Raw genomic sequence first — 21,320 nt, forward strand, 5'->3', positions numbered from 1 at the left:
ACCCTGATCAAAACCATCGCGATGGAAGACGGCCTGCGTTTCGCAATCCGTGAAGGCGGCCGTACCGTTGGTGCTGGTGTCGTAGCTAAAATCATCGAGTGATCTCTTTATTGAGTCAGCTTTGATGAGTTGAAAAAGCCCCCGCTTAGCGGGGGCTTTTTTATTGGGTTGACACCTATCTGGGGCGTCTATAGAATTGCGCCTCCTTTTAACGGGCGTATTGCGCCCGGTGGGAATAGCAGCCGGAGTCTGAAATCCAATGCAAAATCAGCAAATCCGTATCAGGTTGAAGGCTTTTGACCATCGCCTGATCGACCAATCAACCCAGGAAATCGTGGAAACCGCGAAACGTACTGGTGCTCAAGTGCGTGGTCCAATTCCACTGCCTACCCGTAAAGAGCGGTTCACCGTTCTGGTTTCCCCGCACGTCAACAAAGACGCGCGTGACCAGTACGAGATCCGCACTCATAAGCGCGTTCTGGACATCGTCCAGCCAACGGATAAAACCGTTGATGCACTTATGAAGCTTGATCTTGCGGCCGGTGTGGAAGTGCAGATCAGCCTCGGCTAAGACTCGGTCTTGGTCGTGTAACGCTCTGAAATGGGCGGCCATAGCGGGTGAAAGCCCCGTACACTCATGAGGTTTACAACATGACTATTGGTGTAGTCGGTCGTAAAGCGGGTATGACCCGTATTTTCACCGAAGAAGGTGTCTCCATTCCGGTCACGGTCATTGAGATCGAGCCGAATCGCGTCACCCAGTTCAAAACTGAAGAAACCGATGGCTATCGTGCAGTGCAAGTCACTGTCGGCGAGCGTCGTGCTTCCCGTGTAACAGCTGCTCAGGCTGGCCACTTCGCCAAAGCGAACGTTGCCGCTGGTCGTACCGTAATGGAATTCCGCCTTGAAGAAGGCGAGTACCAGGCCGGCGATCTGATCAACGCTGAAATCTTCGCTGCTGGTCAACTGGTTGATGTAACCGGTCAGTCCAAAGGTAAAGGCTTCCAGGGTACGATCAAGCGTTGGAATTTCCGCGGGCAAGATAACACCCACGGTAACTCCGTATCCCACCGCGTCCCAGGCTCTATCGGCCAGTGCCAGACTCCTGGTCGTGTATTCAAGGGCAAAAAAATGTCCGGTCATATGGGCGCTGAGCGCGTGACCGTGCAGTCCCTGGAAGTAGTGCGCGTGGACGCTGAACGCAATCTGTTGTTGGTCAAGGGTGCTGTTCCTGGCGCTACTGGCGGCAACCTGGTTGTACGTCCAGCAGCCAAGGCTCGCGGTTAAGGGGAAGCTGACATGCAATTAAATGTAAATGACGCTCAAGCGATCGAAGTTTCCGAACTGACATTTGGCGGCGAATTCAACGAGACGCTGGTTCACCAAGCAGTCGTGGCCTACATGGCCGGCGGCCGTCAAGGTAGCAAGCAGCAAAAGACCCGTTCCGACGTTCGTGGTGGCGGTAAGCGCCCATGGCGTCAGAAAGGTACTGGCCGTGCTCGTGCCGGTACTATCCGTAGCCCAATCTGGCGCGGCGGCGGCACCACTTTCGCAGCTCGTCCACAGGATCACTCGCAGAAGCTGAACAAGAAGATGTATCGCGCAGCAATGCGTTCCATCCTTGCTGAGCTGGTGCGTACTGATCGTCTGGTCGTGGTTCAGGATTTCGCAGTTGAAACTCCGAAAACCAAAGACCTGCTGGGCAAACTGAACAATATGAGCCTGACCGACGTTCTGATCGTGTCGGACGCTGTTGATCAGAACCTGTACCTGGCTGCTCGCAACCTGCCACACGTAGATGTACGTGACGTGCAAGGTTCCGATCCAGTTAGTCTGATCGCATACGACAAGGTGTTGATCACCGTGTCGGCCGTGAAGAAATTCGAGGAGCTGCTGGGATGAACCAGGAACGCGTATTTAAAGTTCTGCTTGGCCCGCACGTTTCCGAGAAGGCTACGGTTCTGGCAGACAAGAAAGGCCAGTTCGTTTTCAAGGTTGCTACTGACGCAACCAAGCTGGAAATCAAGAAGGCCGTCGAAAGCCTGTTCAGCGTGAAAGTTGAGCGTGTTACTACCCTGAACGTTCTGGGTAAGAGCAAGCGCACCGCTCGCGGTCTGGGCAAGCGTAATGACTGGAAGAAGGCAGTTATCTCCCTTCAGCCAGGCCAAGATCTCGATTTCAGCAGCAGTGCTGAGTAAGGAAGGGGTGCATCATGGCAATCGTTAAATGCAAACCGACTTCCCCTGGCCGCCGTTTTGTGGTCAAGGTGGTCAACCAGGAGCTGCATAAAGGCGCTCCTCACGCACCGCTGCTCGAGAAAAAATCGAAGACTGGTGGTCGTAACAACAATGGCCGTATTACCACTCGTCACATCGGTGGTGGTCATAAGCAGCATTACCGTATGGTCGATTTCCGTCGCAACGACAAAGATGGCATCGTCGCCACTGTTGAGCGTATCGAATACGATCCAAACCGTACTGCTCACATCGCACTGCTCTGCTACGCAGACGGCGAGCGCCGCTACATCATCGCCCCTAAAGGCGTGAGTGCTGGCGACACGCTGATCGCAGGTGCCCTGGCTCCAATCAAGCCAGGTAACGCTCTGCAACTGCGCAACATTCCAGTCGGTTCTACCGTACACGGCATCGAACTGAAGCCAGGTAAAGGCGCACAGATCGCTCGTTCCGCTGGTGCTTCGGCTCAGCTGATCGCTCGTGAAGGCGTTTACGTGACCCTGCGTCTGCGTTCCGGTGAAATGCGTAAAGTATTGGCTGAGTGCCGTGCGACCCTGGGCGAAGTCTCGAACTCCGAGCACAGCCTGCGTTCGCTGGGTAAAGCTGGTGCCAAGCGCTGGCGTGGCGTTCGCCCAACCGTTCGTGGTGTTGCCATGAACCCGGTTGACCACCCACATGGTGGTGGTGAAGGTCGTACCTCTGGTGGTCGTCATCCGGTATCGCCATGGGGCTTCCCGACTAAGGGCGCGAAGACTCGTGGTAATAAGCGTACCGACAAAATGATCGTCCGTCGTCGCAAGTAAATAGAGGGATACGACAGTGCCACGTTCTCTGAAAAAAGGTCCTTTTATTGATCTTCACCTACTGAAGAAGATCGAAGTGGCGGCGGAAAAGAACGATCGCAAACCAATTAAGACTTGGTCGCGTCGTTCGATGATCCTGCCACAAATGGTCGGTTTGACCATCGCTGTACACAACGGTCGTCAGCACGTCCCAGTTCTCGTAAACGAAGACATGGTCGGCCACAAACTGGGCGAGTTCGCCGGTACCCGCACTTATCGCGGGCACGTGGCAGACAAGAAAGCCAAGCGTTAAGGGGTAAGGAAATGGAAGTAGCCGCTAAGTTGTCGGGCGCTCGAATCTCCGCCCAGAAAGCCCGCTTGGTCGCCGACCAGATCCGCGGGAAGAAGGTGGGCGAAGCGCTCAACCTGTTGGCTTTCAGCAGTAAGAAAGCCGCCGAGATCATGAAAAAAGTGCTGGAGTCGGCCGTAGCCAACGCCGAGCATAACGAAGGCGCAGACGTTGATGACCTGAAGGTCAGCACCGTTTTCGTCAACGAAGGGCGTTCGCTGAAGCGCATCATGCCACGTGCCAAAGGCCGTGCTGATCGCATCGTCAAGCGGTCTTGCCATATCACTGTCAAGGTTGCTGACAAGTAACGGAGTCGAAGAGATGGGTCAGAAAGTACATCCCATTGGCATTCGCCTGGGAATCGTCAAGGAGCACACCTCCGTCTGGTACGCAGACGGTCGGACTTATGCGGACTACTTGTTCGCTGATCTGAAGGTGCGTGAATACCTCCAAGACAAACTAAAAAGCGCGTCCGTAAGCCGTATCGATATCCATCGTCCGGCCCAAACTGCACGCATCACCATCCACACCGCTCGTCCAGGTATCGTTATCGGGAAGAAAGGTGAAGATGTTGAGAAGCTGCGTCAGGACCTGACCAAGCAAATGGGTGTGCCTGTGCACATCAATATCGAAGAGATCCGCAAGCCGGAACTCGACGGTATGCTGGTTGCGCAGAGCGTAGCTCAGCAGCTGGAGCGTCGTGTAATGTTCCGTCGCGCCATGAAGCGCGCTGTACAGAACGCCATGCGCATTGGTGCCAAAGGCATCAAAATCCAAGTGAGCGGTCGTCTCGGCGGTGCTGAAATCGCACGTACTGAATGGTATCGCGAAGGTCGTGTGCCACTGCACACCCTGCGTGCCGACATCGACTATGCCAACTACGAAGCTCACACCACTTACGGTGTGATCGGTGTAAAGGTTTGGATCTTCAAAGGCGAAGTAATTGGTGGTCGCCAAGAAGAGCTGAAGCCACAAGCACCAGCGCCTCGTAAAAAAGCTGCTAAGTAAGGGGTACGCCAAATGTTGCAACCTAAGCGTACGAAGTTCCGCAAGCAGATGACCGGCCACAACCGTGGTCTGGCACTGCGCGGTAGCAAAGTCAGCTTCGGCGAGTTCGCGCTGAAGTCTGTAGCTCGTGGTCGTCTCACCGCTCGTCAGATCGAGTCAGCGCGTCGTGCTCTGACCCGTCACGTAAAACGTGGCGGCAAGATCTGGATCCGTGTATTCCCGGACAAGCCGATCTCCAAGAAGCCTCTCGAGGTTCGTATGGGTAAAGGTAAGGGTAACGTGGAGTACTGGGTTGCCCAGATTCAGCCAGGCAAAGTCCTGTATGAAATCGAGGGTGTTTCTGAAGAGCTGGCGCGTGAGGCTTTCGCCCTGGCTGCTGCAAAGCTGCCGCTCGCCACCTCCTTTGTTAAACGGACGGTGATGTGATGAAAGCGAATGAACTTCGTGAAAAATCCGCACAGCAGCTGAACGAGCAACTGCTCGGCTTGCTGCGCGACCAGTTCAATCTGCGCATGCAGAAAGCAACTGGCCAGTTGGGGCAGTCTCATCTGCTCTCGCAAGTTAAGCGTGACATCGCTCGCGTGAAGACTGTGCTCAACCAGCAGGCAGGTAAGTGATCATGGCTGAAGCCGAAAAAACTGTCCGTACGCTGACTGGCCGTGTTGTCAGCGACAAGATGGACAAAACCATCACCGTTCTGATCGAGCGTCGCGTTAAGCACCCGATCTACGGTAAATACGTTAAGCGTTCGACTAAGCTGCACGCGCACGACGAAACCAATCAGTGCCACATCGGCGACAAAGTCACTATTCGTGAAACTCGTCCGATGGCCAAGACCAAGTCTTGGGCGCTGGTTGATGTTCTCGAACGCGCTGTGGAAGTCTAAGGGCTAGGGGTCGGAGAAATTATATGATTCAGACTCAATCCATGCTCGATGTGGCCGATAACAGCGGCGCTCGCCGCGTTATGTGCATCAAGGTGCTGGGTGGCTCCCATCGTCGTTACGCTGGTATCGGTGACATCATCAAAGTTACCGTGAAGGAAGCAATTCCTCGCGGTAAGGTGAAAAAAGGCCAAGTGATGACTGCTGTTGTAGTCCGCACTCGTCACGGCGTACGTCGTGCTGATGGCTCCATTATCCGCTTTGATGGCAACGCTGCTGTTCTTCTGAACAACAAGCAAGAGCCGATCGGCACCCGTATCTTTGGGCCAGTGACCCGTGAACTTCGTACTGAGAAGTTCATGAAGATCGTCTCGCTCGCCCCAGAAGTGCTGTAAGGAGATCCGACATGCAAAAGATTCGTCGTGACGACGAGATCATCGTGATCGCCGGCAAAGACAAAGGTAAGCGCGGTAAGGTGCTGAAGGTTCTTGCTGACAACCGTCTGGTTGTTGGTGGTCTGAACCTGGTCAAGCGTCATACCAAGCCTAACCCGATGTCGGGCGTACAGGGCGGTATCGTCGAGAAAGAAGCGCCACTGCACGCTTCCAACGTCGCCATCTTCAACGGCGAAACCAACAAGGCTGACCGCGTTGGTTTCAAAGTAGAAGACGGTAAGAAAATTCGTGTCTTCAAGTCGACCCAAAAAGCGGTTGATGCTTGAACACTGCTAGGTAGAAGACCATGGCACGACTAAAAGAGATTTACCGGAAGGAAATCGCTCCGAAACTTAAGGAAGAACTTAAGCTTTCGAACGTGATGGAAGTTCCGCGCGTTACCAAAATCACCCTGAACATGGGTCTGGGCGAAGCGATCGGCGACAAAAAAGTCATCGAGCACGCTGTTGCTGACCTGGAAAAGATCACCGGCCAGAAAGTCGTTGTGACCTACGCTCGCAAATCCATCGCTGGCTTTAAAGTCCGTGAAGGTTGGCCGATCGGCGTCAAAGTGACCCTGCGCCGTGAGCGTATGTACGAGTTCCTGGATCGTCTGCTGTCGATCTCCCTGCCTCGGGTTCGCGACTTCCGCGGCCTGAATGCCAAGTCCTTCGATGGTCGTGGCAACTACAGCATGGGCGTGAAAGAGCAGATCATTTTCCCGGAAATCGACTACGACAAGATCGATGCTCTCCGCGGTCTGGACATTACCCTGACCACCACTGCCAAGAACGATGATGAAGGCCGCGCTCTGCTGCGTGCTTTCAAATTCCCGTTCCGCAACTGATTGGAGTAGGAAAATGGCCAAGAAGAGCATGAAAAACCGTGAGCTGAAGCGTCAGCTCACCGTTGCCAAGTACGCCGTCAAGCGTGCAGCGCTGAAAGCTATCATCGTTGATCTGAACGCAAGTCCAGAAGCACGTTGGGAAGCTACCGTAGCTCTGCAGAAGCAGCCACGTGACGCAAGCGCCTCGCGCATGCGTAACCGTTGCCGTCTGACCGGTCGTCCGCACGGCGTTTACCGCAAGTTCGGCCTCGGCCGTAACAAATTGCGTGAAGCGGCAATGCGTGGTGACGTACCAGGTCTGGTTAAAGCCAGCTGGTAATTGCTGTCAAAGCCTTGATGGTCGGGGTCGCAAGAACCTGACCATCGGTGGCCTTGAACTTGAATCAAGCCCCTTTTGGGGCTTGATTCATTTCTGGGGTATGTCTAGAATGACCGGCTCGCCTGAGCCCGTGTTTTTTATGCCCGGAATTTCTCGGCGACAAGTAGTAGCCGCAAGGCTAATTTTTCTGTATTAGGAGCGTCTAGCCCATGAGTATGCAGGACCCGTTAGCGGACATGCTAACTCGAATCCGTAATGCCCAGATGGCTGAAAAGTCCGTCGTAAGCATGCCGTCTTCCACGTTGAAGGTGGCTGTAGCAAAAGTCCTGAAGGACGAAGGTTACATCGCGGGTTATCAGATCAGCAGCGAAACCAAACCACTGCTGTCCATCGAGCTGAAATACTTCGAAGGCCGTCCGGTCATCGAGGAAGTGAAGCGCGTTAGCCGTCCAGGCCTGCGTCAGTACAAGTCCGTCGAAGAACTGCCAAAAGTACGTGGCGGTCTCGGTGTGTCTATCGTCTCCACCAACAAAGGTGTGATGACTGATCGTGCTGCGCGCGCTGCCGGTGTCGGCGGCGAAGTTCTTTGCACTGTGTTCTAAGGGGGGATAAGCATGTCTCGCGTCGCTAAGAACCCCGTTAAGCTGCCAGCCGGTGTCGAAGTAAAATTCGCAGGCCAACAGCTTTCGGTGAAGGGTGCCAAGGGTACTCTTGAACTGAACGTCCATTCGTCCGTTGAAGTCGTTGAAGAAGCCGGTGAGCTGCGTTTTGCTGCTCGCAATGGCGATCAACAGACTCGCGCAATGGCCGGTACCACTCGTGCGTTGGTAAACAACATGGTCCAGGGCGTAAGCCAAGGCTTCGAGCGTAAGCTCCAGCTGGTCGGTGTTGGTTACAAAGCGCAAGCAAAAGGTCAGGTGCTGAACCTGGCTCTTGGCTTCTCGCACCCAGTGGATTACGAACTGCCGGAAGGCATCACCGCTGAGACTCCTAGCCAGACCGATATCCTGATCAAGGGCATCGACAAGCAGCTGGTAGGTCAAGTGGCCGCCGAGATCCGCGACTTCCGTCCACCAGAGCCGTACAAAGGCAAAGGTGTGCGCTACGCGGACGAAGTCGTCCGTCGTAAAGAAGCCAAGAAGAAGTAGGGCATAGCAAATGACCGACAAAAAAGTTACTCGACTGCGTCGCGCTCGCAAAGCACGCCTGAAAATGCACGAACTCGAAGTCGTGCGTCTCTGCGTGTTCCGCTCTTCGCAGCACATCTACGCCCAGGTCATTTCGGCCGACGGCAACAAAGTCCTGGCAAGCGCCTCGACTTTGGATAAAGAACTGCGTGATGGCGCCACTGGCAACATCGACGCGGCCACTAAGGTTGGCCAGCTGGTCGCTACGCGTGCTAAGGCCGCTGGCGTCTCGCAGGTGGCTTTCGACCGCTCTGGCTTCAAGTACCACGGCCGCGTTAAAGCGCTGGCTGATGCTGCTCGTGAAGCTGGGCTGGAGTTCTAAGTTATGTCAAATAACGACCAAAAGCGCGACGAAGGCTACATCGAGAAGCTGGTTCAAGTTAACCGCGTAGCCAAAACCGTTAAAGGCGGCCGTATCTTCACTTTCACCGCGTTGACCGTGGTTGGTGATGGTAAAGGGCGTGTTGGCTTCGGCCGTGGCAAGTCGCGTGAAGTGCCTGCTGCGATCCAGAAGGCAATGGAAGCTGCTCGCCGCAACATGATCCAGGTTGATCTGAACGGCACCACTCTGCAGTACGCAATGAAGTCCGCCCATGGCGCTTCGAAGGTGTACATGCAGCCTGCTTCTGAAGGTACCGGTATCATCGCTGGCGGCGCTATGCGTGCTGTCCTCGAAGTTGCTGGCGTTCAGAACGTTCTGGCCAAGTGCTACGGCTCGACTAACCCTGTAAACGTGGTTCACGCCACTTTCAAGGGTCTGAAGGCTATGCAGTCTCCTGAATCCATTGCAGCCAAACGTGGCCTGCGTGTTGAGGAGATCAAGTAATCATGGCTACCGTTAAAGTTACGCTGATCAAAAGCATGACCGGCCGCATCCCTAACCACAAACTGTGCGTTAAGGGTCTGGGTCTGCGTCGCATCGGTCACACTGTAGAAGTCCAGGATACTCCCGAGAATCGCGGGATGATCAACAAGGCTTACTACATGCTGCGTGTCGAGGGTTAATCGATGAAACTCAATGATCTGAGTCCAGCGCCGGGTTCCCGTCGCGAAAAGCATCGTCCGGGCCGTGGTATCGGTAGTGGTTTGGGTAAGACTGGTGGCCGTGGTCACAAAGGTCAGACTTCCCGCTCCGGTGGCACCATTGCTCCAGGCTTTGAAGGCGGTCAACAGCCGCTGCATCGTCGCCTGCCGAAGTTCGGTTTCGTTTCCCTGAAAGCCATGGACCGCGCAGAAGTGCGTCTGTCCGAGCTGGCTAAAGTGGAAGGCGACATCGTCACCGTGCAGTCCCTGAAAGATGCCAACGTGATCAACGTCAACGTACAGCGTGTGAAAATCATGCTGTCCGGTGAAGTGACTCGCGCTGTCACTATCGGCAAGGGAATCGGCGCCACCAAAGGTGCGCGTGCGGCTATCGAAGCAGCTGGCGGCAAGTTCGAGGAATAAATGGCTAAGCAAGGTGCTCTCTCTGCGCTCGGCAAAGGCGGTATGTCTGAACTCTGGGCTCGTCTGCGTTTTCTATTCCTGGCGATTATCGTCTACCGAATAGGCGCACACATCCCGGTTCCAGGTATCAACCCGGACCGACTCGCAGACCTGTTTCGACAGAATGAGGGGACCATTCTTAGCTTGTTCAACATGTTTTCCGGCGGCGCGCTGGAGCGGATGAGCATCTTTGCACTGGGGATCATGCCGTACATTTCGGCATCGATCATCATGCAGTTGATGACCGCCGTCAGCCCGCAGCTGGAGCAGTTGAAGAAGGAAGGTGAAGCTGGCCGTCGCAAGATCAGCCAGTACACCCGCTACGGCACCGTCGTCCTCGCTCTCGTTCAGGCCATTGGCATGTCCATTGGTCTGGCGGGGCAGGGCGTTGCGTTCACTGGTGACTTTGGCTTCCATTTCGTCGCGGTCTCCACGTTTGTGGCTGGCGCGATGTTCATGATGTGGCTGGGTGAGCAGATTACTGAGCGTGGTGTAGGCAACGGTATCTCGATGTTGATTTTTTCGGGTATCGTCGCCGGTCTTCCGAGAGCAATCGGGCAGTCTTTCGAGTCTGCGCGTCAGGGCGATATCAACATCTTCGCTTTGGTTGCCATCGGTTTGCTGGCAGTAGCGATTATCGGTTTCGTGGTGTTCATTGAGCGTGGTCAGCGTCGTATCGCTGTTCACTACGCCAAGCGTCAGCAGGGCCGCAAGGTTTTTGCTGCGCAGACAAGCCACTTGCCGCTGAAGGTGAACATGGCCGGTGTTATTCCGGCTATTTTCGCGAGCAGCATTTTGCTGTTCCCGGCTTCGTTGGGTGCCTGGTTTGGTCAGTCTGAAGGTATGGGCTGGTTGCAGGACATCTCGCAGTCGATCGCTCCTGGTCAGCCGTTGAATATTCTGCTGTTTAGTGCAGGGATTATTTTCTTCTGCTTCTTCTATACGGCGTTGATGTTCAATCCGAAAGATGTAGCGGAAAACCTGAAGAAGTCCGGTGCCTTTATTCCGGGCATCCGTCCAGGTGAGCAGTCCGCACGCTATATTGATGGCGTTTTGACTCGCTTGACCATGTTCGGTGCTCTTTACATGACGGCCGTGTGCTTGTTGCCCCAGTTCTTGGTGGTTGCAGCAAACGTTCCGTTCTACCTTGGCGGGACCTCGTTGCTGATCGTGGTCGTGGTTGTGATGGACTTCATGTCCCAAGTACAATCGCACCTCGTTTCGCACCAGTACGAATCCCTGATGAAGAAAGCCAACCTGAAGGGTTACGGCAGCGGCATGTTGCGCTGAGTACCCATAAGGTTCGAGGAGTTGGTGATGAAAGTTCGTGCATCGGTGAAAAAGCTGTGCCGTAACTGCAAGATTATTCGCCGCGAAGGTGTTGTTCGAGTAATTTGCAGCGCGGAACCGCGTCACAAACAGCGCCAAGGCTGAGTGTGATTGTGCTTCAAGCCCGGTAGCTAGTGCGCTACCGGGTTGATTATTTGTTATTACAGCGATATTATCTCGCGCCCTATTTCTTGGCTTCCGGGGCGTAGGTAGCTGTCAATTGGAGTCCCACTGAATGGCCCGTATTGCAGGCGTTAACATTCCAGATAACAAGCATACTGTTATCTCGCTGACCTACATCTATGGTGTTGGTCGCACTACTGCACAGAAGATCTGTGCAGAGACTGGGGTAAACCCAGCCGCAAAGATCAAGGATCTGAGCGACGAGCAGATTGAACAGCTGCGTGGCGAAGTGGCGAAGTTCACCACTGAAGGTGACCTGCGTCGCGAAATCAACATGAAAATCAAGCGCTTGATGGACCTCGGTTGCTATCGCGGTCTGCGTCATCGTCGTGGTCTGCCAGTACGCGGTCAGCGTACCAAGACCAACGCGCGTACCCGTAAAGGTCCGCGTAAGCCGATCCGCAAGTAATCGCCCCAGCGAATCGACAGGAATTTAATCATGGCAAAACCTGCTGCTCGTCCTCGTAAAAAAGTTAAAAAGACAGTGGTTGATGGCATCGCCCACATCCATGCTTCTTTTAACAACACCATCGTGACCATCACCGACCGTCAAGGTAACGCTCTTTCCTGGGCTACCTCCGGTGGTTCGGGTTTCCGCGGTTCCCGCAAGTCCACCCCGTTCGCTGCTCAAGTAGCTGCTGAGCGTGCTGGTCAAGCTGCGCTGGAATACGGCCTGAAAAACCTCGACGTGAACGTCAAGGGTCCAGGTCCAGGTCGTGAATCCGCAGTCCGCGCTTTGAACGGCTGTGGCTACAAGATCGCCAGCATCACCGACGTGACGCCAATCCCGCACAACGGGTGCCGTCCGCCGAAGAAGCGCCGCGTGTAATCCAGGAGATTGTAAAGAATGGCTCGTTACATTGGTCCAAAATGCAAACTCGCTCGTCGCGAAGGCACCGATCTCTTCCTGAAGAGCGGCGTGCGCGCGATCGAATCGAAGTGCAACATTGAAGCAGCACCTGGTATCCACGGCCAACGCCGCGGTCGCCAGTCCGACTACGGCACCCAACTGCGTGAAAAGCAGAAGGTCCGTCGTATCTACGGCGTTCTCGAGCGTCAGTTCAGCGGCTACTACAAAGAAGCTGCTGGCAAGAAAGGTGCAACTGGTGAAAACCTGCTGCAACTGCTCGAATGCCGTCTGGACAACGTTGTATACCGTATGGGCTTTGGTTCGACTCGTGCCGAATCCCGTCAGCTGGTATCGCACAAGTCGATCAGCGTTAACGGTCAGACCGTAAACGTTCCGTCCTACCAGGTTCGTGCAGGTGACGTGGTTGCTGTTCGCGAGAAAGCAAAAAACCAACTTCGCATTGTCCAAGCTCTCGATCTGTGTGCCCAACGTGGCCGCGTAGAATGGGTAGAAGTAGACACTGAGAAGAAGTCGGGCGTTTTCAAGAACGTTCCTGCTCGCAGTGATCTGTCCGCCGACATCAACGAAAGCCTGATTGTCGAGCTCTACTCCAAGTAAGGGCTAGAAAATAGGTGCATCCATGCAGATTTCGGTAAATGAGTTCCTGACACCCCGCCACATTGATGTGCAGGTTGTCAGTCCAACCCGCGCCAAGATCACTCTCGAGCCTCTCGAGCGTGGTTTTGGCCACACCCTGGGCAACGCGCTGCGCCGCATCCTGTTGTCCTCAATGCCCGGCTGCGCAGTAGTCGAGGCCGAGATTGACGGTGTGCTCCACGAGTACAGCGCCATCGAAGGTGTACAGGAAGACGTAATTGAAATCCTGTTGAACCTTAAAGGTCTGGCCATCAAGCTGCACGGTCGTGACGAAGTTACGCTGACCTTGTCGAAGAAGGGTTCGGGGGTGGTTACCGCTGCCGATATTCAGCTGGATCATGATGTCGAGATCGTTAATCCCGATCACGTAATCGCTAACCTGGCGTCTAACGGCGCCCTGAACATGAAGCTCACCGTAGCTCGTGGTCGTGGTTATGAACCAGCAGACTCGCGTCAGAGCGATGAAGACGAAAGCCGCAGCATCGGTCGCTTGCAGCTTGACTCTTCGTTCAGCCCGGTTCGCCGTATCGCATACGTGGTGGAAAACGCCCGTGTCGAGCAGCGCACCAACCTGGACAAGCTGGTTATTGATCTGGAAACCAACGGTACTCTGGATCCTGAAGAGGCTATCCGCCGCGCTGCAACCATTCTGCAACAGCAGTTGGCTGCGTTCGTCGACCTCAAAGGTGACAGTGAGCCAGTGGTTGTCGAGCAGGAAGACGAGATCGATCCGATCCTGCTTCGCCCGGTTGACGATCTGGAACTGACTGTACGTTCGGCTAACTGCCTTAAGGCGGAAAACATCTACTACATCGGTGACCTGATTCAGCGTACCGAAGTAGAGCTGTTGAAGACTCCGAACCTGGGCAAGAAATCCTTGACTGAAATCAAGGACGTTCTGGCCTCCCGCGGTCTGTCCCTCGGCATGCGCCTCGACAACTGGCCGCCTGCAAGTCTTAAGAAGGACGACAAGGCGACTGCCTGATCGTCGTAATCACCGAACGTAGTGTTTGGTAAGGAATGAACCATGCGTCATCGTAAAAGTGGGCGTCACCTGAGCCGCACCAGCTCGCACCGCAAGGCCATGTTCCAGAACATGGCGGTGTCGCTGTTCGAGCACGAGCTGATCAAAACTACTCTGCCAAAAGCCAAAGAACTGCGCCGCGTTGCCGAGCCGCTGATCACTCTGGCCAAGACAGACAGCGTTGCTAACCGTCGTCTGGCTTTCGACCGTACTCGTTCGAAAGCTATCGTTGGTAAGCTCTTCAACGACCTGGGCAAGCGTTACGCTACCCGTGAGGGTGGCTACCTGCGCATCCTCAAGTGCGGTTTCCGCGCTGGCGACAACGCGCCTATGGCGTACGTCGAACTGGTTGATCGTGCTGTCGGCGGTGAAGCTGTATCCGCTGAGTAAGACATCAGTCTGAAACAAGGAACCGGGCCTAGTGCCCGGTTTTTTGTGCCTGTAAGAAATGCGCTATTCGTACAAGCTTCTACCCTGTTTGGTTCTGCACTATGTGCCAGGATTTATCGTTAGTTTTTCTCTATTGATGGTCATGAGTTAATGAATTTGTGCCTGTCATATTGATGATCGATACTCCCTGACAAGCCGATTAGCCGGCAGTTCAAGACCGATAGAGGATGAAGATCGCATGAGCCAGAACAAGACGCTTACGACCGCCAGTGGCGCACCTGTCGCTGATAACCAGAATTCTCGCTCCGCTGGCCCTCGTGGCCCGTTGCTGCTCGATGATTTCCATCTGATCGAGAAGCTTGCTCACTTCAACCGGGAAAACATTCCTGAGCGTCGTGTACACGCCAAGGGTTCGGGCGCATACGGTACTTTCACGGTCACTCGCGACATTACGCAGTACACCAGCGCCAAGCTGTTCTCCGCTGTCGGCAAACAGACGCCGACCTTCCTGCGTTTTTCAACGGTCGGTGGCGAGCGTGGCTCGGCCGACACCGAGCGCGATCCACGTGGCTTCGCCCTCAAGTTCTATACCGAAGAAGGCAACTGGGACATCGTCGGCAACAACACGCCGGTGTTCTTCATTCGTGATCCGCTGAAATTCCCTGACTTTATCCACACCCAGAAACGCCTGCCGCAAAGCAACCTGAAAAGCGCGCAGATGATGTGGGACTTCTGGTCGCATTCTCCTGAAGCGCTGCACCAGGTCACGATCCTGTTCTCCGATCGCGGCATTCCGGACGGCTATCGCCACATGCACGGCTTCGGCAGCCACACCTACAGCCTGATCAACGCTCAAGGCGAGCGCCACTGGGTGAAGTGGCATTACAAGACCAAGCAAGGAATCAAGAACCTGGCGCCGGCAGACGCGGCACGTTTGGCAGGCACAGATCCCGACTACGCCCAGCGCGATCTGTTCGAGGCCATCGAACGTGGTGACTTCCCGAAATGGAGCGTGTGCATCCAGATCATGACCGAGGCCCAGGCCGCTGCGCACTACGAGAACCCGTTCGACGTGACCAAGACTTGGTCGCAGAAGGAGTTTCCACTGATTGAAGTGGGTGAGCTGGAACTGAACCGTAATCCGCTCAACTACTTTGCTGAAGTCGAGCAAGCTGCGTTCGGTCCCAGCAACATGGTGCCTGGCGTAGGTCTGTCGCCGGATCGCATGCTGCAAGGTCGTGTGTTCGCATACGCCGACGCTCACCGCTACCGTGTAGGCACCAACCACCAGCAACTGCCGGTGAATGCCCCACGCAGCCCGGTGAATACTTACCAGCGTGATGGTTCGATGGCTTTTGGCAGCAATGGTGGCGCAGCGCCTAACTACGAGCCGAACAGCTATGTAGAGTCGCCGAAGCAAGCGCCGCACTATGCCGAGCCTGCACTGGCCCTGAGCGGCGCGGCTGATCGCTACGATCATCGTGAAGACAGCGACTACTACAGCCACGCAGGTGCGCTGTTCCGTTTGATGAGCGACGAGCAGAAAGCATTGCTGGTCAGCAACATCGCCGGCGCGATGGCGGGTGTATCGAGTGATGTCGTCGACCGTCAGTTGCAGCATTTCCACAAGGCCGATCCGGCGTACGGAGAAGCAATCGCAAAGCTGCTCAACGTACAGCTTAACGAAGTCTAAACGAGAAGCAGAACCGCCCTCATTAGGGCGGTTTTTGCGTTATTTAGGCTGCTTTTCTCAGAATATCTTCGCTTTTATTGCGCGAAGTGAGTGACCTTCCAGTCAGGTTGGTTCAAACTACAGACTTTCAAGCAGGGAGATGTAGGGCGATGCAAGGCCACCCAGACGTTATCGATTACCTCAACACGTTGCTGACCGGCGAACTGGCCGCGCGTGACCAATATTTCGTTCACTCGCGGATGTATGAGGACTGGGGATTCACCAAGCTCTACGAACGAATCAACCACGAGATGGAAGAAGAGGCCGGTCACGCCGATGCGCTGATGCGCCGGATTCTGATGCTCGAAGGCACTCCGCGCATGCGCCCGGATGACCTGGATGTTGGGACCACGGTAGAGACCATGCTCGAAGCGGATTTGCGTCTTGAGTACAAAGTGCGCGCCGCGCTGTGCAAGGGCATCGAACTGTGCGAACAGCACGGCGACTATGTCAGCCGCGAGATCCTGCGGGTTCAGCTCAATGACACCGAAGAAGATCACACCTACTGGCTTGAAAAGCAGTTGGGCCTGATCAAACTGATCGGTATCCAGAACTACCTGCAGTCCCACGCGTCCTGATTGCAGCCGATACAAAAAAGCCCCTGTCACTGATGAAGTGCAGGGGCTTTTTCATGCCCGGCGATCAGGCCCGATCGCGGAGCAACAGCGGCTTGAGGTAATGGCCGGTGTGAGACTGTTTCATCTCGGCCACTTCCTCCGGCGTGCCGGTGGCGATGATCTGCCCACCTTTCGAGCCACCCTCGGGGCCGAGATCCACTAACCAGTCGGCGGTCTTGATCACGTCGAGGTTGTGCTCGATCACCACCACGGTGTTGCCGTGGTCGCGCAGGCGATGCAGTACGTCGAGCAGTTGCTGGATATCCGCGAAGTGCAGACCGGTGGTCGGCTCGTCGAGGATGTACAGGGTCTTGCCGGTATCGCGTTTGGACAGCTCGCGAGACAACTTGACCCGCTGAGCCTCACCACCGGACAGCGTGGTCGCCGACTGCCCGAGCTTGATGTAGGACAGGCCTACATCCATCAGCGTTTGCAGCTTGCGCGCCAGCGCTGGTACCGCATCGAAGAACTCCCGCGCTTCCTCGATGGTCATCTCGAGGGTTTCGTGGATGCTCTTGCCCTTGTATTTGATCTCCAGTGTTTCGCGGTTGTAGCGCTTGCTCTTGCACACGTCGCACGGAACGTAGATGTCCGGCAGGAAGTGCATTTCCACCTTGATCAGACCGTCGCCCTGGCAGGCTTCGCAACGACCACCCTTCACGTTGAACGAGAAACGCCCCGGGCCGTAACCACGGGAGCGGGACTCGGGCACGCCGGCGAACAGTTCGCGGATCGGCGTGAACAGCCCGGTATAGGTTGCCGGGTTGGAGCGTGGTGTACGGCCGATCGGGCTCTGGTCGATGTCGACAACCTTGTCCAGATGTTCCAGGCCTTTGATGCTGTCGTGGGCTGCGGCTTCCAGGGTGGTCGCGCCATTGAGTGCCGTTGCGCTCAGCGGGAACAGCGTGTTGTTGATCAGCGTCGATTTGCCGGAGCCGGAAACGCCGGTCACGCAGGTCAGCAGGCCGATCGGGATTTCCAGGTCAACGTTGCGCAGGTTGTTGCCACGCGCGCCCTTGAGCGCCAGCACCTGTTTCTTGTTGCGCGGCGTGCGCTTGGCCGGCACTTCAATCTTCACCCGGCCCGACAGGTATTTACCGGTCAGCGAGTCCGGGTGTGCCATGACTTCGTCCGGCGTGCCTTCGGCGACGATCTGCCCGCCATGAACCCCGGCGCCCGGGCCGATATCCACTACGTAGTCAGCGAGACGAATCGCGTCTTCGTCATGCTCGACCACGATCACCGTATTGCCGATGTCGCGCAGGTGCTTGAGGGTGCCGAGCAGGCGGTCATTGTCGCGCTGGTGCAGGCCAATGGACGGCTCGTCGAGGATGTACAGAACACCCACCAGGCCCGCGCCGATCTGGCTGGCCAGACGAATCCGCTGTGCCTCGCCGCCAGATAGCGTGTCGGCACTGCGATCCAGCGACAGATAGTCGAGACCGACATTGACCAGGAATTGCAGGCGCTCGCGGATTTCCTTGAGAATCTTGTCGGCGATCTCGCCACGGCGCCCGGTCATCTTCAGCGCGCCGAAGTAATCGCAAGCGTCGCCGATCGGCAGGTTGGTCACCGCCGGCAGGGTTTTCTCGCCGACCCACACGTGCCGCGCTTCGCGACGCAGGCGGGTGCCACGGCAATCCGGGCAGGACTGGGTGCTGAGGAACTTCGCCAGTTCTTCGCGAACGCTCGCCGATTCGGTTTCGCGGTAGCGGCGTTCGAGATTCGGCACGATGCCTTCGAACGGGTGCGAGCGCTTGACGATGTCGCCCCGGTCGTTGAGGTATTTGAAATCGACGTTCTGCGAGCCGCTGCCGTGCAGGATGTACTTCTGCTGGTCGGCCGGCAGCTCGTTGAACGGCTGTTCCAGGCTGAAGCCGTAATGCGCGGCCAGCGAGCCGAGCATCTGGAAGTAATAGACGTTGCGCCGATCCCAGCCACGAATCGCGCCCTCGGCCAGCGTGAGTTCACCGTTGACCAGTCGCTTGATGTCGAAGAACTGCTTCACGCCCAGACCGTCGCAGGTCGGGCAGGCGCCGGCCGGGTTGTTGAAGGAAAACAGCTTGGGTTCCAGCTCGCTGATCGCGTGGCCGCAGATCGGGCAGGCGAAGCGCGCGGAGAAAATCATCTCTTCGCCTGGCTCGTCGTCCATCGGCGCCACCAGCGCGATGCCGTCGGCCAGCTTCAGTGCGGTCTCGAAGGATTCCGCCAGACGCTGCTGCAGATCCGCGCGAACCTTGAAGCGGTCGACCACGACTTCAATCGTGTGCTTCTTCTGTTTATCCAGTTTCGGCAGTTCGTCCAGCTCGCAGAGCCGGCCGTTGACCCGGGCCCGGACGAAGCCCTGGGCGCGCAGTTCTTCGAACACCGACAGATGCTCGCCCTTGCGCTCGCGAATCACCGGCGCCAGCAGCATCAGCTTGCTGCCTTCCGGCTGAGCCAGCACCAGATCGACCATCTGGCTGACGGTCTGCGCTTCCAGCGGAATGTCGTGATCCGGGCAGCGCGGTGTACCGACGCGCGCATAGAGCAGGCGCAGGTAGTCGTAGATTTCGGTGATGGTGCCGACCGTGGAGCGCGGGTTGTGCGAGGTCGACTTCTGTTCTATGGAGATCGCCGGCGACAGGCCTTCGATGGTGTCGACGTCGGGTTTTTCCATCATCGACAGGAACTGTCGGGCATAGGCCGACAGGGATTCGACATAGCGGCGCTGACCTTCGGCGTACAGCGTGTCGAAGGCCAGGGACGACTTGCCGGATCCGGACAGGCCGGTGATGACGATCAGTTTGTCCCGTGGCAGGGTCAGGTCGATGTTCTTCAGGTTGTGGGTGCGGGCCCCACGAATCAGGATCTTGTCCAAAATGGCCTCGCTCGGCGGGCGTCGAAAACACAGGAGTATACGGCCAAATACTGGATGGATGCACACTATCAAGTGATGGGTTTTTTGCCTTACATGAAGAGAGTTTCATCTGTACGCGTCAAAGCGTCGCGATATACCCCGTCTCTCGATGGGACTGGTAGAATCGCCGCCGGTTCACACGAGGTTTTTCCATGCACGATCCCCACAGCGAACGCATGAGTGGCAGCGAGACCCGCGCGGCGAGCGGTCTGGCCCTGGTGTTCGCCTTCCGTATGCTTGGCATGTTCATGGTGTTGCCGGTACTGGCGACCTACGGCATGGATCTGGCGGGAGCGACCCCGGCCCTGATCGGGCTGGCGATCGGCGCTTACGGCCTGACCCAGGCGATTTTCCAGATTCCGTTCGGGATCATTTCCGACCGCATCGGTCGCCGTCCGGTGATTTACCTGGGGCTGATCGTCTTCGCCCTCGGCAGCGTGCTGGCGGCTCAGGCCGATTCGATCTGGGGCGTGATTGCCGGGCGGATCCTGCAGGGCGCCGGCGCTATTTCTGCGGCGGTCATGGCCTTGCTCTCCGACCTGACCCGCGAGCAGCACCGCACCAAGGCCATGGCCATGATCGGCATGACCATCGGCCTGTCGTTCGCCGTGGCGATGGTGGTCGGCCCGCTGCTGACCCGTGCATTCGGCTTGTCCGGCCTGTTCCTCGCCACCGGTGGCATGGCACTGGTCGGGATCGTGATTGTGATGTTCATGGTGCCGAAATCCACCGGGCCGTTGAGCCACCGCGAGTCTGGCGTTGCACGTCAGGCGTTGATGCCGACGCTCAAGCACCCGGACCTGCTGCGGCTGGACCTGGGCATTTTTGTGTTACATGCGATGTTGATGTCGAGCTTCGTCGCACTGCCCCTGGCGCTGGTCGAAAAAGCCGGTCTGCCCAAGGAACAGCACTGGTGGGTCTACCTCACCGCACTGCTGATTTCTTTCTTCGCCATGATCCCGTTCATTATCTACGGCGAGAAGAAACGCAAAATGAAACGAGTTTTGCTCGGCGCCGTGATGACGCTGATGCTCACTGAGCTATTCTTCTGGCAGTTCGGTGACAGCCTGCGGGCTCTGGTGATCGGGACGGTGGTGTTCTTCACCGCGTTCAATCTGCTGGAAGCTTCGCTGCCGTCTCTGATCAGCAAGGTTTCACCGGCAGGTGGCAAAGGCACGGCCATGGGCGTGTACTCCACCAGTCAGTTCCTCGGTTCGGCACTCGGCGGTATTCTCGGCGGCTGGATGTTCCAGCATGGCGGTCTGTCGGTTGTGTTCCTCGGATGTGCCGGGCTGGCTGCACTTTGGCTGGCCTTTGCTGTTACCATGCGCGAACCTCCCTACGTGACGAGCCTGCGCCTGCCGTTGTCGCCCGAAGCGATCCGCGAAGCGGGTCTGGTCGAGCGTCTCAAGGCCCTCGTAGGGGTAACTGATGCAGTGATAGTCGCTGATGAAGCGGCGATCTACATCAAACTGGACACCGAATTAATGGATCGCACCACTCTCGAACGCCTGGTGAACAATCCGGCGCAGACTGCGTGCGAAGCCTAGGAGAACGTTATGGCCCGTGGGGTTAACAAAGTCATTCTGGTCGGTACTTGCGGCCAGGATCCCGAAGTACGCTACCTGCCCAACGGTAACGCCGTGACCAACCTGAGTCTGGCGACCAGCGAGCAGTGGACCGACAAGCAGACCGGTCAGAAGGTCGAGAAGACCGAGTGGCACCGCGTATCGATGTTCGGCAAGGTTGCCGAAATCGCCGGCGAATACCTGCGCAAGGGTTCGCAGGTTTACATCGAAGGCAAGCTGCAGACCCGTGAGTGGGAAAAAGACGGTATCAAGCGTTATACCACTGAAATCGTGGTCGACATGCAAGGCACCATGCAACTGCTCGGCGGCCGTCCACAACAGGGCGACCAACAAGGCGGTGGCAACAACTACCAGCAGCAGGCGCCACGCCAGCAGGCTCCGCGTCCGCAGCAGTCGGCACCTCAGCAGCGTTCGGCCCCGGCTCCACAGCAGGCCGCACCGCAACCGGCTCCGGATTTCGACAGCTTCGATGACGACATTCCGTTCTGATTCGCTGCTGTATCCGCGCTAAACAAAAAAGGC

At 56.5% G+C, this 21,320-nt stretch carries 34 protein-coding genes; 33 read left to right on the forward strand and 1 reads right to left on the reverse strand.

Going from position 1 to position 21,320, the window contains the following annotated elements; genetic code table 11:
- From AC07XZ_RS06635 to bfr, 31 genes are all read left to right on the forward strand, one after another.
- Positions 1-102: EF-Tu C-terminal domain-related protein (locus tag AC07XZ_RS06635; RefSeq protein WP_081499938.1), on the forward strand; the 102-nt coding region annotated here is incomplete at its 5' end.
- 157 nt (positions 103-259) lie between these two features.
- Entirely contained in the window at positions 260-571 is a 312-nt protein-coding gene (rpsJ, locus tag AC07XZ_RS06640) for a 30S ribosomal protein S10 (protein WP_003186070.1), read from the forward strand.
- An 80-nt stretch (positions 572-651) separates the two neighbouring features.
- Positions 652-1,287 carry a 50S ribosomal protein L3 gene (gene rplC, locus AC07XZ_RS06645; RefSeq protein WP_007955641.1) on the forward strand — a complete coding sequence of 212 codons (636 nt, stop codon included), beginning with the start codon at positions 652-654 and terminating at the stop codon, positions 1,285-1,287.
- Positions 1,288-1,299: 12 nt separating this feature from the next.
- Complete coding sequence (rplD, locus tag AC07XZ_RS06650; RefSeq protein WP_003228735.1) at positions 1,300-1,902, forward strand: 50S ribosomal protein L4; 603 nt, start codon at positions 1,300-1,302, stop codon at positions 1,900-1,902.
- Positions 1,899-2,198: a 50S ribosomal protein L23 gene (gene rplW / locus AC07XZ_RS06655; RefSeq protein ID WP_002555488.1), complete on the forward strand. Its 300-nt coding sequence runs from the start codon at positions 1,899-1,901 to the stop codon at positions 2,196-2,198. Before rplD ends, rplW begins: the two co-directional genes overlap by 4 nt.
- A gap of 14 nt (positions 2,199-2,212) precedes the next feature.
- Entirely contained in the window at positions 2,213-3,037 is an 825-nt protein-coding gene (rplB, locus tag AC07XZ_RS06660) for a 50S ribosomal protein L2 (protein ID WP_008018194.1), read from the forward strand.
- A 16-nt stretch (positions 3,038-3,053) separates the two neighbouring features.
- Positions 3,054-3,329 (forward strand): 30S ribosomal protein S19, encoded by a 276-nt coding sequence (gene rpsS, locus AC07XZ_RS06665; protein ID WP_003228731.1) that lies wholly within the window; start codon positions 3,054-3,056, stop codon positions 3,327-3,329.
- 11 nt (positions 3,330-3,340) lie between these two features.
- Entirely contained in the window at positions 3,341-3,673 is a 333-nt protein-coding gene (gene rplV, locus AC07XZ_RS06670; protein ID WP_003103908.1) for a 50S ribosomal protein L22, read from the forward strand.
- 13 nt (positions 3,674-3,686) lie between these two features.
- The gene (gene rpsC, locus AC07XZ_RS06675) at positions 3,687-4,373 is read left to right on the forward strand and encodes a 30S ribosomal protein S3 (protein ID WP_003176422.1); all 687 of its coding nucleotides are present in this window, start codon (positions 3,687-3,689) and stop codon (positions 4,371-4,373) included.
- Positions 4,374-4,385: 12 nt separating this feature from the next.
- Positions 4,386-4,799 carry a 50S ribosomal protein L16 gene (rplP, locus tag AC07XZ_RS06680; RefSeq protein WP_003228729.1) on the forward strand — a complete coding sequence of 138 codons (414 nt, stop codon included), beginning with the start codon at positions 4,386-4,388 and terminating at the stop codon, positions 4,797-4,799.
- Positions 4,799-4,990, forward strand: coding sequence for a 50S ribosomal protein L29 (gene rpmC, locus AC07XZ_RS06685; RefSeq protein WP_002555481.1), 192 nt, complete (start codon positions 4,799-4,801; stop codon positions 4,988-4,990). Before rplP ends, rpmC begins: the two co-directional genes overlap by 1 nt.
- Positions 4,991-4,992: 2 nt before the next feature.
- Entirely contained in the window at positions 4,993-5,259 is a 267-nt protein-coding gene (gene rpsQ, locus AC07XZ_RS06690; protein WP_003194644.1) for a 30S ribosomal protein S17, read from the forward strand.
- 23 nt (positions 5,260-5,282) lie between these two features.
- A complete protein-coding gene (gene rplN / locus AC07XZ_RS06695; protein WP_002555479.1) occupies positions 5,283-5,651 on the forward strand; it encodes a 50S ribosomal protein L14 in 369 nt (122 codons plus the stop codon).
- A gap of 11 nt (positions 5,652-5,662) precedes the next feature.
- Entirely contained in the window at positions 5,663-5,977 is a 315-nt protein-coding gene (rplX, locus tag AC07XZ_RS06700; RefSeq protein WP_003186046.1) for a 50S ribosomal protein L24, read from the forward strand.
- 20 nt (positions 5,978-5,997) lie between these two features.
- On the forward strand, positions 5,998-6,537 hold the full coding sequence (rplE, locus tag AC07XZ_RS06705; RefSeq protein ID WP_003210069.1) for a 50S ribosomal protein L5: 540 nt from the start codon (positions 5,998-6,000) through the stop codon (positions 6,535-6,537).
- A gap of 13 nt (positions 6,538-6,550) precedes the next feature.
- Positions 6,551-6,856, forward strand: a complete 306-nt coding sequence (gene rpsN / locus AC07XZ_RS06710) for a 30S ribosomal protein S14 (RefSeq protein WP_007955639.1) — start codon at positions 6,551-6,553, stop codon at positions 6,854-6,856.
- 209 nt (positions 6,857-7,065) lie between these two features.
- Positions 7,066-7,458: a 30S ribosomal protein S8 gene (rpsH, locus tag AC07XZ_RS06715; protein WP_011336171.1), complete on the forward strand. Its 393-nt coding sequence runs from the start codon at positions 7,066-7,068 to the stop codon at positions 7,456-7,458.
- Positions 7,459-7,470: 12 nt separating this feature from the next.
- Complete coding sequence (gene rplF / locus AC07XZ_RS06720; protein WP_011336170.1) at positions 7,471-8,004, forward strand: 50S ribosomal protein L6; 534 nt, start codon at positions 7,471-7,473, stop codon at positions 8,002-8,004.
- 10 nt (positions 8,005-8,014) lie between these two features.
- Positions 8,015-8,365: a 50S ribosomal protein L18 gene (gene rplR / locus AC07XZ_RS06725; RefSeq protein WP_003186037.1), complete on the forward strand. Its 351-nt coding sequence runs from the start codon at positions 8,015-8,017 to the stop codon at positions 8,363-8,365.
- A gap of 3 nt (positions 8,366-8,368) precedes the next feature.
- On the forward strand, positions 8,369-8,869 hold the full coding sequence (gene rpsE, locus AC07XZ_RS06730) for a 30S ribosomal protein S5 (protein ID WP_007955637.1): 501 nt from the start codon (positions 8,369-8,371) through the stop codon (positions 8,867-8,869).
- Positions 8,870-8,871: 2 nt separating this feature from the next.
- On the forward strand, positions 8,872-9,048 hold the full coding sequence (rpmD, locus tag AC07XZ_RS06735) for a 50S ribosomal protein L30 (RefSeq protein WP_003176408.1): 177 nt from the start codon (positions 8,872-8,874) through the stop codon (positions 9,046-9,048).
- 3 nt (positions 9,049-9,051) lie between these two features.
- Positions 9,052-9,489, forward strand: coding sequence for a 50S ribosomal protein L15 (gene rplO, locus AC07XZ_RS06740; protein ID WP_003228720.1), 438 nt, complete (start codon positions 9,052-9,054; stop codon positions 9,487-9,489).
- On the forward strand, positions 9,490-10,818 hold the full coding sequence (secY, locus tag AC07XZ_RS06745; protein WP_003228718.1) for a preprotein translocase subunit SecY: 1,329 nt from the start codon (positions 9,490-9,492) through the stop codon (positions 10,816-10,818).
- A 27-nt stretch (positions 10,819-10,845) separates the two neighbouring features.
- The gene (gene rpmJ, locus AC07XZ_RS06750) at positions 10,846-10,962 is read left to right on the forward strand and encodes a 50S ribosomal protein L36 (protein WP_002555468.1); all 117 of its coding nucleotides are present in this window, start codon (positions 10,846-10,848) and stop codon (positions 10,960-10,962) included.
- A 130-nt stretch (positions 10,963-11,092) separates the two neighbouring features.
- Positions 11,093-11,449 carry a 30S ribosomal protein S13 gene (rpsM, locus tag AC07XZ_RS06755; RefSeq protein WP_009045849.1) on the forward strand — a complete coding sequence of 119 codons (357 nt, stop codon included), beginning with the start codon at positions 11,093-11,095 and terminating at the stop codon, positions 11,447-11,449.
- Positions 11,450-11,479: 30 nt separating this feature from the next.
- On the forward strand, positions 11,480-11,869 hold the full coding sequence (gene rpsK, locus AC07XZ_RS06760; RefSeq protein ID WP_002555466.1) for a 30S ribosomal protein S11: 390 nt from the start codon (positions 11,480-11,482) through the stop codon (positions 11,867-11,869).
- Between the two features lie 18 nt (positions 11,870-11,887).
- The gene (gene rpsD, locus AC07XZ_RS06765) at positions 11,888-12,508 is read left to right on the forward strand and encodes a 30S ribosomal protein S4 (RefSeq protein ID WP_003176404.1); all 621 of its coding nucleotides are present in this window, start codon (positions 11,888-11,890) and stop codon (positions 12,506-12,508) included.
- 22 nt (positions 12,509-12,530) lie between these two features.
- Positions 12,531-13,532 (forward strand): DNA-directed RNA polymerase subunit alpha, encoded by a 1,002-nt coding sequence (locus tag AC07XZ_RS06770; RefSeq protein WP_003186012.1) that lies wholly within the window; start codon positions 12,531-12,533, stop codon positions 13,530-13,532.
- Positions 13,533-13,574: 42 nt separating this feature from the next.
- Positions 13,575-13,961 (forward strand): 50S ribosomal protein L17, encoded by a 387-nt coding sequence (gene rplQ, locus AC07XZ_RS06775; protein WP_007955635.1) that lies wholly within the window; start codon positions 13,575-13,577, stop codon positions 13,959-13,961.
- 238 nt (positions 13,962-14,199) lie between these two features.
- Positions 14,200-15,654, forward strand: a complete 1,455-nt coding sequence (locus tag AC07XZ_RS06780) for a catalase (protein ID WP_102686411.1) — start codon at positions 14,200-14,202, stop codon at positions 15,652-15,654.
- Between the two features lie 149 nt (positions 15,655-15,803).
- The gene (gene bfr, locus AC07XZ_RS06785; RefSeq protein WP_102686410.1) at positions 15,804-16,271 is read left to right on the forward strand and encodes a bacterioferritin; all 468 of its coding nucleotides are present in this window, start codon (positions 15,804-15,806) and stop codon (positions 16,269-16,271) included.
- A 64-nt stretch (positions 16,272-16,335) separates the two neighbouring features.
- Here the strand turns inward: bfr and uvrA are convergent, their stop codons facing one another.
- The gene (gene uvrA, locus AC07XZ_RS06790) at positions 16,336-19,170 is read right to left on the reverse strand and encodes an excinuclease ABC subunit UvrA (protein WP_085747593.1); all 2,835 of its coding nucleotides are present in this window, start codon (positions 19,168-19,170) and stop codon (positions 16,336-16,338) included.
- A gap of 191 nt (positions 19,171-19,361) precedes the next feature.
- On the opposite strand from uvrA, the gene AC07XZ_RS06795 reads away from it, so the two are divergent.
- Together AC07XZ_RS06795 and AC07XZ_RS06800 are read left to right on the forward strand one after the other, a co-directional pair.
- Complete coding sequence (locus AC07XZ_RS06795; protein ID WP_007955631.1) at positions 19,362-20,759, forward strand: MFS transporter; 1,398 nt, start codon at positions 19,362-19,364, stop codon at positions 20,757-20,759.
- A gap of 9 nt (positions 20,760-20,768) precedes the next feature.
- The gene (locus AC07XZ_RS06800; protein ID WP_003228709.1) at positions 20,769-21,287 is read left to right on the forward strand and encodes a single-stranded DNA-binding protein; all 519 of its coding nucleotides are present in this window, start codon (positions 20,769-20,771) and stop codon (positions 21,285-21,287) included.
- Positions 21,288-21,320 lie beyond the last annotated feature (33 nt).

It is taken from the genome of Pseudomonas sp. GW458-11-26-14-LB4 (genome assembly GCF_059423925.1).